This window comes from Streptomyces sp. NPDC086080 (assembly GCF_044540255.1).
Classification (GTDB): Bacteria; Actinomycetota; Actinomycetes; order Streptomycetales; family Streptomycetaceae; genus Streptomyces.
Genome location: NZ_JBITRU010000006.1, coordinates 256,017 through 270,695 on the forward strand (window position 1 = coordinate 256,017; position 14,679 = coordinate 270,695).

General features: G+C 71.0%; 10 protein-coding genes. 6 read left to right on the top strand and 4 right to left on the bottom strand.

Annotated features, from left to right (window positions below; translation table 11 throughout):
* Nucleotides 1-63: 63 nt before the first annotated feature.
* The 4 genes from ACIF9R_RS10635 to ACIF9R_RS10650 all read right to left on the bottom strand — a co-directional run bounded on the left by ACIF9R_RS10635 (nucleotide 64) and on the right by ACIF9R_RS10650 (nucleotide 4,491).
* On the bottom strand, nucleotides 64-1,449 hold the full coding sequence (locus ACIF9R_RS10635) for a hypothetical protein (protein WP_399977164.1): 1,386 nt from the start codon (nucleotides 1,447-1,449) through the stop codon (nucleotides 64-66).
* Nucleotides 1,431-2,180: an ABC transporter ATP-binding protein gene (locus ACIF9R_RS10640; protein ID WP_399977166.1), complete on the bottom strand. Its 750-nt coding sequence runs from the start codon at nucleotides 2,178-2,180 to the stop codon at nucleotides 1,431-1,433. The genes ACIF9R_RS10635 and ACIF9R_RS10640 overlap by 19 nt, the downstream gene beginning before the upstream one ends.
* Nucleotides 2,181-2,596: 416 nt before the next feature.
* A complete protein-coding gene (locus ACIF9R_RS10645) occupies nucleotides 2,597-3,970 on the bottom strand; it encodes an aspartate aminotransferase family protein (RefSeq protein ID WP_399977169.1) in 1,374 nt (457 codons plus the stop codon).
* Nucleotides 3,971-3,972: 2 nt separating this feature from the next.
* Nucleotides 3,973-4,491, bottom strand: coding sequence for an Lrp/AsnC family transcriptional regulator (locus tag ACIF9R_RS10650; protein ID WP_399977171.1), 519 nt, complete (start codon nucleotides 4,489-4,491; stop codon nucleotides 3,973-3,975).
* A 206-nt stretch (nucleotides 4,492-4,697) separates the two neighbouring features.
* Between ACIF9R_RS10650 and ACIF9R_RS10655 the strand changes: the two genes are divergently transcribed.
* From ACIF9R_RS10655 to fxsT, 6 genes are all read left to right on the top strand, one after another.
* The gene (locus ACIF9R_RS10655) at nucleotides 4,698-6,137 is read left to right on the top strand and encodes a gamma-aminobutyraldehyde dehydrogenase (RefSeq protein ID WP_399977174.1); all 1,440 of its coding nucleotides are present in this window, start codon (nucleotides 4,698-4,700) and stop codon (nucleotides 6,135-6,137) included.
* A 155-nt stretch (nucleotides 6,138-6,292) separates the two neighbouring features.
* On the top strand, nucleotides 6,293-6,619 hold the full coding sequence (locus tag ACIF9R_RS10660; RefSeq protein ID WP_399977177.1) for a CU044_2847 family protein: 327 nt from the start codon (nucleotides 6,293-6,295) through the stop codon (nucleotides 6,617-6,619).
* Between the two features lie 99 nt (nucleotides 6,620-6,718).
* Nucleotides 6,719-7,663: a trypsin-like peptidase domain-containing protein gene (locus tag ACIF9R_RS10665; protein WP_399977285.1), complete on the top strand. Its 945-nt coding sequence runs from the start codon at nucleotides 6,719-6,721 to the stop codon at nucleotides 7,661-7,663.
* Nucleotides 7,660-9,153: a hypothetical protein gene (locus ACIF9R_RS10670; protein ID WP_399977179.1), complete on the top strand. Its 1,494-nt coding sequence runs from the start codon at nucleotides 7,660-7,662 to the stop codon at nucleotides 9,151-9,153. The genes ACIF9R_RS10665 and ACIF9R_RS10670 overlap by 4 nt, the downstream gene beginning before the upstream one ends.
* A complete protein-coding gene (locus tag ACIF9R_RS10675; protein ID WP_399977182.1) occupies nucleotides 9,150-10,274 on the top strand; it encodes an AAA family ATPase in 1,125 nt (374 codons plus the stop codon). Before ACIF9R_RS10670 ends, ACIF9R_RS10675 begins: the two co-directional genes overlap by 4 nt.
* A complete protein-coding gene (fxsT, locus tag ACIF9R_RS10680) occupies nucleotides 10,271-14,677 on the top strand; it encodes an FxSxx-COOH system tetratricopeptide repeat protein (protein WP_399977184.1) in 4,407 nt (1,468 codons plus the stop codon). Before ACIF9R_RS10675 ends, fxsT begins: the two co-directional genes overlap by 4 nt.
* Nucleotides 14,678-14,679 lie beyond the last annotated feature (2 nt).

The following is a 14,679-nucleotide window of genomic DNA, read 5'->3' on the forward strand; positions in this document are numbered from 1 at the left end:
CAACGGTCCGAACAGGGCCAGGAGCGCGGTCGTTCCGGCGGCGGATGCGTCGCACGGGCGTGCTCAGCCGGCCAGCGGCCAGGCCGACAGTTCGGCCACCACCAGGGACAACGGCCCGAACAGGGCCAGCAGCGCACCCGCCCGGAGCACCGCCGCCCTGCGCAGCGTCACCATGGGCGCCCCGAGGCGAAGGAGCGCGGCAGTGGTGTCGGCGCGGGCCTGCCTGGACTCGACGGCGGCCGTCAGCAGGGCCGCCACCGTGCAGCCGACCACCAGCAGCACCCCGAGAGCGACGAGCGGGCTGGAGGAGGCGTTCTCACGCTCGGGCAGCGAGGCCATGGCGTACGCGGCCGACATCACCGCGCAGACGATGCCCAGCGGGCGGCCGATGCGCGTGGCCTCCGTCATGAGCACCCGTCCGGCCAGCATCCGCAGCGCGCCCGGGCGGGCCGTCTGGAGCAGCCGACCGCACAGATGGGCGAGGCCGGGACCGGCGAGGGCGAGCCCGACGCAGGCCAGGGCCAGCCCGATCAGCGCGGCCGACCGGTCGCCCGGTGAGCCGGCTCCCGAACGGCTGGCGAAGGCCTCCACCGCCAGCCCCACCGCCAGCACCGTGACGCCCCAGGGCAGCCCCGTCGGCGGTGTGGGGGCGACGGGGGGTGGGACCTCGAAGGCGGCCGCCTGCCCCGCGCCGGACTCGTCGACGCCCCCGGGAGCGTCCGCCGTCGCGTCCTGTTCCCGTGCCGTCGCTCCTACCTGCGGCCGTGCCGCCGTTCCGTCCCGCTCCGGAGCCGCCTCGGCCGTCCGCCGGCCGCGCGCGGAGGCCGCCAGCTGCTTGCCGAACCGTCCGTACGCCCCGAACGACTCGCGTACCGCCGTGCGCCGGTACGCGCCGAACCGGCCGTAAGCCGGTGCCGCACGGGGTGCGCCCCGCACCGGCCCGCGCGGCCGCAGCGCCACCGCCACGGCCGCCGACGCGCTCAGCGGAACCAGGGCCAGCAGCGTCAGCGCCGCCGGCAGCGGCAGCGGCCGGCCGGCCGCGAGGAAGTCCGTCGCGGCGCCGCCGAAGGGCGGCGTCCCGGCGAGGTCGCCGCGCAGCTGGAGGAAGACCAGCAGCGCCAGCGCCGAGCCCGCCAGGCAGGACAGTGCCGTGGTGAGCGCGGAGACCGCCATCAGCCAGGCGGGGCCGAGACCGATCGCCGACAGACCGGACCGGGGCCGGGTGCCCGGATCGGTGCGGGCGACCGCGACCGCGAAGTACACCGTGGCCGCCAGCGGGGCCGCGCACCAGGCCAGCCGGAGTGCCGAGACGGACGGCTCCGGGTGGCCCAGGGCGTGGCCGAGGGCGCTCAGCAGCAGGAAGCCCGTGCCCGCCGACGCGGCCGCGACCAGGAGGCGGCGCAGCCGGACGGCGGGGCGGGCGCCGAGGCTCAGACGGAGAGCGAGCACGCCGCCCGGCCTTCCGTCTCGGCCGCCGGGGAGACCGGAGGCAGATGGACCGTGTGCACGCGCCGCCCGTCGAGCAGCGACACGGTGCGGTCGGCCAGGGTGGCGGCCTGCGCGTCATGGGTCGCGAGGACCACGGTGATGCCGTGCGAGCGGGCCGCGGTGGTGAGCGTGCGCAGCGCGTGCGCGCGGTCGGCCCGGTGCAGCGGGGCGGTCGGCTCGTCGGCGAACAGCACCGAGGGCGCCGGGACGAGTGCGCGGGCGACGCATACCCGCTGTCGCTCCGCGTGCGTCAGCGCCGCGGGGTGCTTGCGGGCCTTGTCACCGATGTCCAGCCGCTCCAGCCACTCCAGGGCGGCGGTCTTCGCCAGGCGCCGGCCGGTGCCGCGCAGCATCAGCGGCAGGGCGGCGTTCTCCCAGACGTTCAATTCGGGGACGAGCAGGGGGGCCGGGTCGATCCAGCCGAAGCGGTCCCGGCGCAGCCGCTCGCGGTCCGCCGGGCTCATGGTGTGCACGGGAACGCTGTTGAACCAGATCTCGCCGCTCTGCGCCGGCAGCAGGCCGGCGAGACAGCGCAGCAGGGTGGTCTTGCCACTGCCGCGCGGGCCGCCGACGGCGAGGATCTCGCCGTCCCGGACACCGAGCGAGACGCCGCTCAGTCCGAGTGTGCCGTCGTCGTGCCGGAAGTGCAGGGCGCGCGCCCAGAGCACGTCGTTGTCGGGTGGGGCCACCATGGGCGTACACCTCGGTTCGGATCGGAATGTGCCGTGCCGCGTCCCCTGTACGGGGGAACGAGGGCTGAGGACGCCGGTCACGGTCTCGGTTCCACGGAGAGTCGTGCGTCGGGGACACCGCGTCGCGAGAACCAGGCACGTGCTGCCTCCTTGGCGCTGTCGCCGCCCGGGCTGGGCTCAACCCGGCTGGTACCGATCGCACGAGACTCCGCCGTGTGCCGGGCGGCGGAGCGGCGTGAGCCGGGAAGTCCCGTCGTACGGCGATGGGGCGAAGCCAAGGGGCACGCTAGGCAGGCCAGGGCGGGCGGCCGGACAGCACGCGGCCCCGGACCGCCGTTTCTCACTCGAACGGGCGGCACCGGGGCCGGTGTTGATCATTCAGAAGGAAGATCGGAACCTCGGACGGAGCAACGGGCCTACAGCTTGGTCCAGGCCTCCGAGAGGGTCGCGCGCAGGATCTGCTCGATCTCGTCGAAGGTCCCCTGGTCGGAGATCAGCGGCGGGGCGAGCTGGACGACCGGGTCGCCGCGGTCGTCGGCACGGCAGTACAGCCCGTTCTCGAAGAGCTTCTTCGACAGGAAGCCGTACAGGACGCGCTCGGTCTCGTCGGCGTCGAAGGACTCCTTGGTGTTCTTGTCCTTGACCAGTTCGATGCCGTAGAAGAAGCCGTTGCCGCGGACGTCGCCGACGATCGGCAGGTCGTGCAGCTTCTCCAGGGTCGCGCGGAAGGCGCCCTCGTTGTCGAGCACGTGCTGGTTGAGGCCCTCGCGCTCGAACAGGTCGAGGTTGGCGATACCGACCGCGGCGGAGACCGGGTGGCCGCCGAAGGTGTAGCCGTGCAGGAAGGTGTTGTCGCCCCGGTAGAACGGCTCGGCCAGCCGGTCGGAGACGATGCACGCGCCGATCGGGGAGTAGCCGGAGGTCATCCCCTTGGCGCAGGTGATCATGTCCGGCACGTAGCCGAACTTGTCGCAGGCGAAGGTTGTGCCCAGGCGGCCGAAGGCGCAGATGACCTCGTCGGAGACGAGCAGCACGTCGTACTGGTCGCAGATCTCGCGCACCCGCTGGAAGTAGCCGGGCGGGGGCGGGAAGCAGCCGCCCGCGTTCTGCACCGGCTCCAGGAAGACCGCCGCGACCGTGTCCGGGCCCTCGAAGAGGATCTGCTGCTCGATCTGGTCGGCGGCCCAGCGGCCGAACGCCTCCGGGTCGTCGGCGTGGATCGGGGCCCGGTAGAAGTTGGTGTTCGGCACCTTGTGCGCGCCCGGCACCAGCGGCTCGAACGGGGCCTTCAGGGCCGGCAGGCCGGTGATGGACAGGGCCCCCTGCGGGGTGCCGTGGTACGCCACCGCGCGGGATATGACCTTGTACTTGGTCGGCTTGCCGATGAGCTTGAAGTACTGCTTGGCGAGCTTCCAGGCGGTCTCCACCGCCTCGCCGCCGCCGGTGGTGAAGAAGACCTTGTTGAGGTCGCCCGGCGCCTCGTGCGCGAGCCGCTCCGCGAGCTCCACGGCCTTGGGGTGGGCGTAGGACCATATGGGGAAGAAGGCCAGCTCCTGCGCCTGCTTGGAGGCCGTCTCCGCGAGTTCCTGGCGGCCGTGACCCGCCTGCACCACGAACAGGCCCGCGAGGCCGTCGAGGTAGCGCTTGCCCTGGTCGTCGTAGATGTGGGTGCCCTCACCCCGGACGATGGTGGGGACGGGGGAGTTCTCGTACGAGGACATGCGGGTGAAGTGCATCCACAGGTGGTCGTACGCGGACTTGCTGAGGTCCTTGGGGCTGTCGGTGCTCACGATTATCGGGTTCCCCACATGTAGGTCTGCTTCTTGAGCTTGAGGTAGACGAAACTCTCGGTCGAGCGCACTCCGGGGACGGCCCGGATGCGTCTGTTGATGACCTCCAGAAGGTGGTCGTCGTCCTCGCAGACGATCTCGACCATGAGGTCGAAGGACCCAGCGGTCATCACCACGTACTCGCATTCATCCATGGCGGTCAGCGCGTCGGCCACGGACTCCACTTCGCCCTCGACGTTGACCCCGACCATCGCCTGCCGGCGGAAGCCCACGGTGAGCGGGTCCGTGACGGCGACGATCTGCATCACGCCCTGGTCGAGCAGCTTCTGGACGCGCTGGCGCACGGCCGCCTCCGACAGGCCCACGGCCTTGCCGATGGCGGCGTACGGCCGGCGGCCGTCCTCCTGGAGCTGCTCGATGATGGCGAGCGAGACGGCGTCCAACTGGGGACCGCCGCCGTTCTTGGACTCGCGGGAGTCCTTCGGGTCTGCGCTTCGACTGGCCACGGGGTCACTCTGCACGACGTATCGACAGTATGGCAAGGCTCGATCGATGAAATTCGTTGTCTGGACGGCTCTGGTGTGCGGATTTCGCAGGAGTGGAGCAGGCAGGGGTGTTGAAATCGACAGCCGTCGGTCTAGGGTGGGTGTCTCAGAGGCTGGACACCCAGACAGATCGTCCCTGAACACCTCGGACACACCCACAAGGAACACCAGGAGGGCCTGCAGTGAGCACCGAGCTGCGTCGTCTGCGCAACTACATCGGCGGGGAGTTCCGGGACGCCGCCGACGGACGGACCACCGAGGTGGTCAACCCCGCGACGGGCGAGGCGTACGCGACCGCTCCGCTGTCCGGGCAGGCGGATGTGGACGCCGCCATGGCGGCCGCCGCCGAGGCGTTTCCCGGCTGGCGCGACACCACCCCGGCCGAGCGGCAGAAGGCACTGCTGAAGATCGCGGACGCCGTCGAGGAGCGTGCCGAGGAGCTGATCGCGGCCGAGGTGGAGAACACGGGCAAGCCCACCGGGCTGACCCGCACCGAGGAGATCCCGCCGATGGTGGACCAGATCCGCTTCTTCGCGGGTGCGGCGCGGATGCTGGAGGGCCGCTCGGCCGGCGAGTACATGGAGGGCCTCACCTCGATCGTGCGCCGCGAGCCGGTCGGCGTCTGCGCGCAGGTCGCGCCGTGGAACTACCCGATGATGATGGCCGTGTGGAAGTTCGCCCCGGCGATCGCGGCGGGCAACACGGTCGTCCTGAAGCCCTCGGACACCACCCCGGCCTCCACGGTGCTGCTCGCCGAGATCCTCGGCTCGATCCTGCCCAAGGGCGTCTTCAACGTCATCTGCGGCGACCGTGACACCGGCCGCCTGATGGTCGAGCACCCCACCCCGGCGATGGCCTCCATCACCGGTTCGGTGCGCGCCGGCATGTCGGTCGCCGAGTCGGCGTCCAGGGATCTCAAGCGGGTCCACCTGGAGCTGGGCGGCAAGGCCCCGGTCGTGGTCTTCGAGGACACCGACATCGCCAAGGCCGTCGAGGACATCTCGGTCGCGGGCTATTTCAACGCCGGCCAGGACTGCACGGCCGCCACCCGTGTCCTCGTCCACGAGTCCATCCACGACGAGTTCGTCACCGCGCTCGCCAAGGCCGCCGCCGACACCAGGACCGGCATGCCGGACGACGAGGACGTCCTGTTCGGCCCGCTCAACAACCCCCACCAGCTGGCCCAGGTCGAGGGCTTCATCGAGCGGCTGCCCGCGCACGCGCGCGTGGAGGCCGGCGGCAAGCGCGTCGGCGACAAGGGCTTCTTCTACGCGCCGACCGTCGTCTCCGGTCTGAACCAGGACGACGAGATCATCCAGAAGGAGGTCTTCGGCCCGGTCATCACCGTCCAGCGCTTCACCGACGAGGACCAGGCCGTCGAGTACGCCAACGGCGTCGAGTACGCGCTGGCCTCGTCGGTGTGGACCAAGGACCACTCCCGCGCGATGCGGATGTCCAAGAAGCTCGACTTCGGCTGCGTGTGGATCAACACCCACATCCCGCTGGTCGCGGAGATGCCGCACGGCGGCTTCAAGAAGTCCGGCTACGGCAAGGACCTCTCGGCGTACGGCTTCGACGACTACACGCGGATCAAGCACGTGATGACGTCCCTGGACGCGTAGGCACTCCCTCGTGCGGTCCCGGACGGAGGTGCACCGTCCGGGACCGACGCGTTGCTCCCCGGGTACTGACCGCCCGCAGCGGGTAGCGGTACGGTCGGACGACCGGCGGCCGGTCGGCGTAGACACGTCAACCTGGGGGACTCATGGGGGAGTTGATGCGGTTTCGCACGGACGACGGTGGGGAGGCCGTCGTGGAGATCGGCGCGGACGAGGCCGGCGTCGTACCCGTGTCGCGTGTGGGGGACTTCCTCGCGGACGCCGCGGTGACCCTGGACACCGGCCTGGAGCGGGTGCGACTCGTGGCCCAGACCGCACTGACCCGGCTCGTCGCACAGCCGTCGCCTCCCGACGAGCTGACCCTGGAGTTCGGCGTCCGCTTCAACGCCAAGGCCGGCGCGGTGATCGCGCAGACCGAGGGAGAGGGGCACCTCAAGGTCTGCATGACGTGGCACCGCGAGGCGCGGGAGAGGCCCTCCTCATGAGAGAGCGGCGCGGGTGGGCCTCCCCCGGGTCAGGAGGCACGAGCCGGTTGAGCCCGTCGGGGGGAGACGGATGTGGGTCCACAGCGTGGGCAGGTCCGGGTGCGTTCGCAGAACGGGCAGGCGTGGGGTGCGGCCATACTGGTGGCCCCCCGCGATGCGGGGATGCATGCCCTGACCTGCGCGCATGTGGTGGATGCGGCACAGCGGTCCGCGGGCGGGGGGACCGTCACGATCGAACTGCCGGGCCGGGACTGGCAGGTGGAGGTCGCCCCGGTCGCCGCCGCCACCTCCGCGCCGCCGACTTGGGGTGACCGCGTCGGTGAGGTGACAGGTGCCGACTTCGCCGTCCTCGCGCCGGTGTCCGGGCACCCGCCGTTGCCGAGGGGCCATGGGCCCCTGCGTCCGGCCGTCTGCGGCACCACCACGGGGCGTGCGGTTGCCATCGTCGGCTACCCGCGGGGTGCTCCCGCCGGCATCATCGCGACGGCGGCCCTCACCGGCACCGGTGGCCCGTGTCCCGAGTGGGTGCAGCTCGACGGGCTGCGCACCACGGGTCCTGCGGTCGAGCACGGGTTCAGCGGAGCGGCGGTGTGGGATCCCGAGCTGGAGGCGGTCATCGGGCTGGTGACAGCCGCGCACACGGATCGCACGGCCAAGGTGGCGTGGATGCTGCCGATGGAGGCGGCCGCCCGCCACTGGCACCCGCTCAAGGCCGCACTGCGCTCCGCGGAGGTGACGTCGCAGCGGGAGGAGGAGACCTGGGACGTGCGGTTCCGCGTCGCCGACCGACTGCTGGAGGTGCCACAGATCGCCTACGACTCCGGACGGTCGCTGCGGGCGGCGCTGCCCGCGCCGATCCGGCGCAACGTCTTCGACCACGCATTCCCCCGACAGCAGCTCGCGGCCGTGGTGGCGGCCTGTCTGGACCACCCCGACGGCCGACGGGTGCTGCGACGCGCGGTGCTGGAGATCGGCGGTGAGACCGTGACGGTGCGGCACGCGCTGCGGGCCCTCGACGGGGAAGCCGCCGGAGACGAGGGATGAAGGGCACGGAGGGCGGCCTGGCGGGCCTGTCCATTCCCCGCTACCTGGTCGACGCGGTGCTCGAACTGGGCTGTCTCGCCCATCCGGTCACCCTGCGCCAGTTGGTCAGCAGGTTCGGTGACACGTCGCACACGGTCGCCGACCTCCCCCAGCGGGTCCTCGTCGCGCAACTGCTCCAGGACCTCTGCGAAAAGCCCGAAGGGCTCGCGCCGCTCATCAGGAACCTGGAGCTGTGGGAGGGAGACACGCCCGGCATGCGGCGGCTGAAGGTAGCCGCCGTCGCCTGGGAGGTGGAGTTGCTCGCGCCGGAGGACTGGGAGGAACTGTTCGGCCTCCTCGACACTGTTCGCCTGCCCGACCTGCACCGTCAGTACTCCGAGTTCCTGCTCGCCCTGGGGCGCGGCCCGGCCCCGGCACACTGCACCGAGCCGTGGATCGTGTTCCTCCACGCGGCCACCCTGAACTGCCGTCCGGGGGAACCGCTGCCCTGCTTCCAGGTGACCCAGCAACTCCTCGCGCTGGGCGCTTCCGGCGAGGCGCAGCTCAACCTCGTCGAGTGGGTGCGGGCGCACCAGAGCGTGAATGAGCCGGCAGGCCGGCCGGAGGGTGAGGCGGCGCCGGCCCAGGCCGCCAAGGACGCCGCACAGGACCCTGCCGGGGTCTGGAGCCCTGCCGACTACCTCATCATCCGGCTCAGACCGCTTCTCGCGGCGGACACCTCGGGCGACACCCTCCTGTCGTACTGGTGGCGTCTCCACCCCGGTGAGCAGCGTCGTGGTGACGACCAGCGCATCGAACTGCGGCACGCGGAGGCCAGTGTGCGCGTCCTGCTGCGCCGGGCCGAGGAGGAATGGGCCTACGCGTTGCGCAACGAGCTCGCCCTGGAGTTCGTTCTGCCGCGCAGGTGGCTCCACCTTTCGGTGGAGAACTGGGCGAAGACCCCGTTCGGCCCGTCCGCGGGCCTGCTGGGGGAAGACCATCAGGTGGTGGTGCGCAGCATGGAGCGCATCGATCGCCGGGACCTCCACGGGCGCTGGGGCAGACGCTGGGAGGCGTTCACCGCGGGCCGGGCCGGACGGGTCCACTGGTTCCCCGAGGACGGCAGATCGCACCTGCTGTCCGAACCGACCCCCGCCGTGGTGGTCCTCAGCGGTCCGGCAGGCGGCGCCGCCGGGCCGGGGGCGGCCGAGGGCGAGCAGCTGGACGAGCTGTCCGAGGCGCTGCGCGTGGGCGTACCGGTCATCCTCTGGGACCGCCGAGAGGGCCGGGATCCCCAATTCCGTTCGGTATTACGTGCGTTGATGGATCGGCATGACGTCAGGGACCTGCCTATTGTGGTCAGGGCGTTGCGCACTGCGTCCGGCACCCGCGATGCTGAGGGGCGCTGTGTTGTCGGCCGCCATGTCGCTCTGCTCTGGGACGACCCGGACCGGATGCCCGTGGTGGCGGCGGGTTCTCCGGCCGCTGCCGAGGGGGAGGGGGAGGCATGACCCACGACCGCACCGACGCGTTCGCGTCCGGTCCGGACCGGCCCCGTTGGTGGATATACCGAGGCACGGGAGAGGAACTGCGCGATGTCACGCTCGGCGCCGTCCTCCCCGAGCCGCCGCCGTGGCGGCGATTCACCGGAGGGCCGGCGCTTTCCCGGCCTCCGTCCGACGAGGCGGAGACGCTACGGCGATTAGGCGCCCGTCCGAGCGCCCGGCCGCTGTCCCCCTTCGCGCGCCGCGAGGCCGAGATGGTGAACGCCTCGCTGCTGCTGCGCAGGCCCCTTCTCGTGACCGGTCGTCCCGGCACCGGCAAGTCCAGCCTGGCCTACCGGGTGAGCCGGGAGCTGCGCCTGGGCCGGGTGCTCCGCTGGCACATCACCAGCACCTCCACGCTGCAACGCGGGCTGTACGAGTACGACGCGATAGGTCGTGTCCATGACACCGCCGCGCTCAGGGCGGGCCTCGGGCCGGACAGCGGCGGCACCGGTGGGCCCGCCGCCCCGGCTCCGCTGCCCGAGATCGGTGACTACCTCCAACTGGGGCCGCTCGGCACCGCCCTGCTGCCGTGGGAGGAGCCACGGGTTCTGCTGATCGACGAGCTCGACAAGAGCGACATCGATCTGGCGAACGATTTACTGAGTGTCTTCGAGGAAGGTTCCTTCACCATTCCCGAGCTGGTGCGAGCACGGCGCCGTCACCCGGTGGTCACCGTCCAGACGGACGACCCGCGGGGGGAGGCGGCGGTCGCCGGTGGGGTGGTGACCTGCCGGGCGTTCCCCGTGGTGATCATGACGTCGAACAGCGAGCGCGAGTTCCCTCCCGCCTTCCTGCGCCGCTGCCTCGTACTGACCATGCCGGAGCCCGGTGCCGAGGACCTGACGCACATGCTGGCCGCCCACTTCGGCGACGACACCCCGCCCGGTCTCGTCGGATCACTGATCGAGCGCTTCCTGGAACGCAGCCGTGAGCGGGGCGGCCTGTCGATCGACCAGCTGCTCAACTCCCTCTATCTCGCCCGGTCCCACGACGCCGGGGAGCCCTCGGACGGTGTCCTCTCCCTTGCCGACACCCTCTGGCACCGGCTGGACGGCGGGGGCGCGGAAGCGGGTGGAGCGAGGTGAACGAAGAGCCGGGAGGGCAACTGCCGTCATGGCACGACGTGCGTGACGCCCTGTATCTGACGGCGTGGCGGGACGAGGCGGCTCCCTACCGGCACTGGACCTCACCCGCCGCCCGCCATTCCCCCACGGGGAACCGCTCGCAGTCGGCTGATTCCGGTACCGCCGCGGAACAGGGGAAGCCGGAACCGGACACCGCGGAGCGGCCGGCGCCCGGCACCGGTGCGCCCCCCTCCCCGCAGAAGCCCGATGCGCCGGGCGACCGGCCGTACGGCGGTGACGGCCCGTCCGCACCGGTAGCCGGAGGCGGACCGGCGGAGACCCCGGCCGAACGGGCAGACAGGCCGGCGGCCGTGGAGCAGCACGGCCCGTCCACGGCCGCCGCGCCGTCGCCCGCCTCCGCCCCCTCGTCCCCGGCAGGTGTCCGGCTCGCCGGTCACCTCGCACTGGCCCGCGCCCTGCGTCCGCTCCGGCTGTTCATCGACGTACCGGACGCGTGGCGGCTCGAGGAGGAGGCCACGGCCCGGCGGGCCGCCGAGGACGACCTGTGGCTGCCGGTGTGCCGGCCACGGAGGGTTCGCCGACTGCGACTGCATCTGCTGGTCGACGCCGGCGAGTCCATGAAGCTGTGGAAGGACACGGTGCAGTGGCTCCGCCGGCTCACGGAGCACACCGGGGCGTTCCGGACGGTGACCGTGTCCACGGTCGACGTGGCAGTGGCCGGTATGCGTGCGGGCGCCGGTGAGGTGCCCGTCGCCGGCACCGGACCGGACGACGTCGTCCTGTTGGTGACGGATGCCGTCGGGCAGGCATGGCGGGGCACCTCCGCGGCCTTGTTGCTGCACGCCCTCGCGCGGCGGTCACCCACCGCGGTGCTGAGTCTTCTGCCGCAGGAACTCTGGGAGCTGACTCTGCCGAGTGCCGTGTCCGTGCAGGTGGACACCCCCGTACCGGCGGCGACGAACGGGCGTCTGGCCCTGCGAGCCGTTGGCCGGCCGACCGCCGAACTGGGGGACCGGGCGGTCGACAGGGAGCGTGAGCGTCCGCCCATTCCCGTTCCGGTGCTGGAGCTGACGCCGCAGTCGTTGGGGCAATGGGCGCGATTGGTCGCCGGGCAGGGAAACAGTCACCGGATCGCCGCATTATTGACCGGACCGCAGGGCGATCTGGGTGCGCGCTCGCGTCCCCGGACCGGGCTGCCCGATGCGCCGACGGGCAACCCGCGGGAGATGGTCCACTCCTTCGCGGGCAAGGCGTCGCCCATCGGGCTCGCCTTGGCTCTGAGATTAGCGGCTGCTCCCCTCAATCTTCCGGTGATGCGCAGCATTCAGCGGTCGCTGCCAGGCGCAAAGGACTGGAATCTTGCCGAAGTGATGCTCTTCGGGCTCATTCGCCCGACCGGGCACGGTCCCGCTTCGGAAAGCATGACGAGGGTTTCCTTCGATTTCCTCGAGGGCGTGCGGGAAGAGTTGCTCGGGCTCAGCACCCGGGCCGAAACCGTCAGAGTGCTGCGTCAGGTCGAGGAACTCGTGGGGCCGCATCTGGCGGCCTCGGTCGCCGACGGGGCGGCGGCGGTGGCGTGGCGTTCGGGGGCTCCGGACCCGCCCATCAGCGACCTCACCCGACCTTTCGTCCGTCCTGTGCACAGCGCGCTGGCGGCGGTCTCGGGACCCTTCCTCGACCGGGCAGGGCGTCTCGAGCGGCTGCTCGACGCGGACCGAACGGCCGCTGTCGGCGTGCCCACCCCCGTACCAACAGGAAAGATGACATGGAGTGACGTGTCGGATACCGTCGTGCCGCCGTCACCCGCGTCGACCTCGGCGGCGACGCCGCTTGGACCACTGTCAGCCGGAGTTCCAGGAGGATCTGTGTCCACCGCGCAGTCCGTCACCCCGCCTCGCGTCCACCTCGGTGCCAAGGTTCCGCCCCGCCTCTGGGGCAACGTTCCACAGCGGAACAGGAATTTCACCGGACGCGACGCCATTTTGGCCGGACTGCGGCAACGCCTGGCCGACGGAACGACTGCCGTCCTTCCGGAGGCTCTGCATGGAATGGGCGGAGTGGGGAAAAGTCAGATCGCGATCGAATACGTGTATCGGAGCAGCAGGGATTATCAATTAGTTTGGTGGATCCCTTCGGAGCAGACGAATTTGATCGTCCAGTCGTTGATCGAACTCGGGGAACAAATGGGCCTGCGGGCCGGAGCCGATCGCGGCGCCGTCCCGACGGTTCTGGAAGCTCTGCGCATCGGGGAGCCCTACTCCAATTGGCTTCTGGTTTTCGATAACGCGGAGAATCCGCACGAGGTTCGGCAGTTCTTCCCGAATGATGGGCCGGGGCGGGTGATGGTCACCTCCCGAAATTCGCAATGGTCCAATCTGGCCAGTTCCCTTGAGGTCGATGTGTTTGCACGTGACGAAAGTGTCGCCCTGATCAGGCGGCGGAGTCCCGATATTCCCGACGACGCCGCCGACCGCCTGGCCGACTCCCTCGGTGACCTCCCCCTGGCGGTCGAGCAGGCCGCGGTATGGCTGGCCGAAACCGGGATGCCGGTGAACCAGTACCTCGACCTGTTCGAGACCAAGTACGCGGAACTCCTGCGGGTCGACCCTCCGGCGGACTACGACCTGCCGGTCGCCGCCGCGTGGAACGTGTCGCTCGACCGCCTCAGAGAGGACCATCCCGCCGCCCTGCACCTGCTGCAGGTCTGCGCGTTCTTCGCTCCCGAGCCGATCGACTGGGACCTGTTCTCCGCGGTCCGCGGGGTCACGGCCCCCGACTCGCTGCGCGCGACGCTGGCGGACCCGATCAAGCTGGGCCGGGCCGTGCGCGAGATCGGCCGGTACGCCCTGGCCAGGATCGACCACCGCAAGTCCACCATCCAGGTCCACCGGCTGGTGCAGCGGGTGCTCGTGGAGCAGATGAACACGCAGGAGCGCGCCGAGATGCGGCACGCCGCCCATGAGATCCTCGCCAACTCCGATCCGCGCAACCCGCAGCGTTCCGCGGAATGGCCCCGCTACTCCGCCCTGCTGCCCCATGTGAAGGCGGCCCGCATGGTCGAGTGCGAGGACCCCTGGGTACGCGAACTCGTCCTCAACGAGGCCCGTTTCCTCGAGTCGCGCAGCGACTATGTGATGGCCCTGGAGGTGGCCGAGGAAGCGGCAGCCATCTGGCGCCGTCTGCTGGGGGACGAGCACGAGCACGTCATGGCGATCGACCAGGTACGGGCCCAGGCGCTCCGCTGGACCAACCGCTACGACGAGGCGTTCGCCGTGCAGTCGGAACTCGTCGAACGCTGCCACCGGGTACTCGGCGAGCGGCACCTCGCCACCCAGCGGGCCGTCAGCTTCATGGCGCTGCTGCACCGGGCCCGGGGCGACTTCTACCGGGCGCGCGCTCTGGACAAGCAGGCCTACGACACCCTTCTGCGGGAGTTCGGGGCCGACGACCCGGGAACGCTGCAGTCGGCGCACAACTACGCCGTGAGCCTGCGGCTGTCCGCCGGTCTGGGGGACCTGAAGGAGGCCTACGAGGTCGACGAGGACACGTACCACCGCCGGGTCGAGGTGCTGGGCGACGACCATCTGCACACGCTGCTGAGCCTGCACTGCCTGTACATCGACATCCAGGAACTCGGCCGCTACCAGGACGCCGTGGACGGGCACGAGCAACTGCGCGATCGCGCCCTGGTGATGCTGGGCGAGGAGCACTCGCTGACGGTCTGGGCGACCCGCGAACTGTCGGTGGCGCGGCGCAAACTGGGGGACCACGACGGCGCGTTCGCCCTGTCCCAGCAGGTCATCGAGATCTATCGCGGCAAACCGATGCAGGAACTGCACGGTCTGGCCTGGGCTTCCCTCAACCACGCCACCGACCTGCGACACGCCGGTGACGTGGCCGCGGCCGTCCAGCTCGGCCGCGAGACCATGCGACTGTGCACCGAGGCCATGGGGGAGCGCCACCCGCACACCTATTCCACGGCCACGAACCTTGCCGTCTCCCTGCGCCTGCTCGAGCGCACCGAGGAGGCACTGGAACTCAACCAGGAGGCCGTGAAAGGGCTCGGCCAGGTCCTCAGCCCCACACACGCCCGCACCCTGCTCGCCCGGACGAACCTCGCCAGTGACCTCGTACGGCTCGGACAGGTCGAACGGGCACGTGACCTGGGCATCGAGACCCTGGACCACAGTGTCCACGTGCGCGGCGAGCAGCACCCGGACACCCTTGCCGTCAAGCTCAACCTGTCCTACGACATGAGGGGGTTCGACGAGGCGGCGGCCCAGGAGCTCTACGACAGCGCCCTGAACACCATGAGGGAGGTCCTCGGTCCCGAGCATCCGGCCACCGTCGACGCGGCCGCGGGCCGTCGGGCCAACTGCGACATCGACATGCTCAGCATCTGACC

Coding starts and splice junctions, on each gene's coding strand:
- ACIF9R_RS10640 (WP_399977166.1), bottom strand. CDS start 2,180: ATGGTGGCCCCACCCGACAACGACGTGCTCTGGGCGCGCGCCCTGCAC.
- ACIF9R_RS10660 (WP_399977177.1), top strand. CDS start 6,293: ATGCGGTTTCGCACGGACGACGGTGGGGAGGCCGTCGTGGAGATCGGC.
- ACIF9R_RS10670 (WP_399977179.1), top strand. CDS start 7,660: ATGAAGGGCACGGAGGGCGGCCTGGCGGGCCTGTCCATTCCCCGCTAC.
- ACIF9R_RS10675 (WP_399977182.1), top strand. CDS start 9,150: ATGACCCACGACCGCACCGACGCGTTCGCGTCCGGTCCGGACCGGCCC.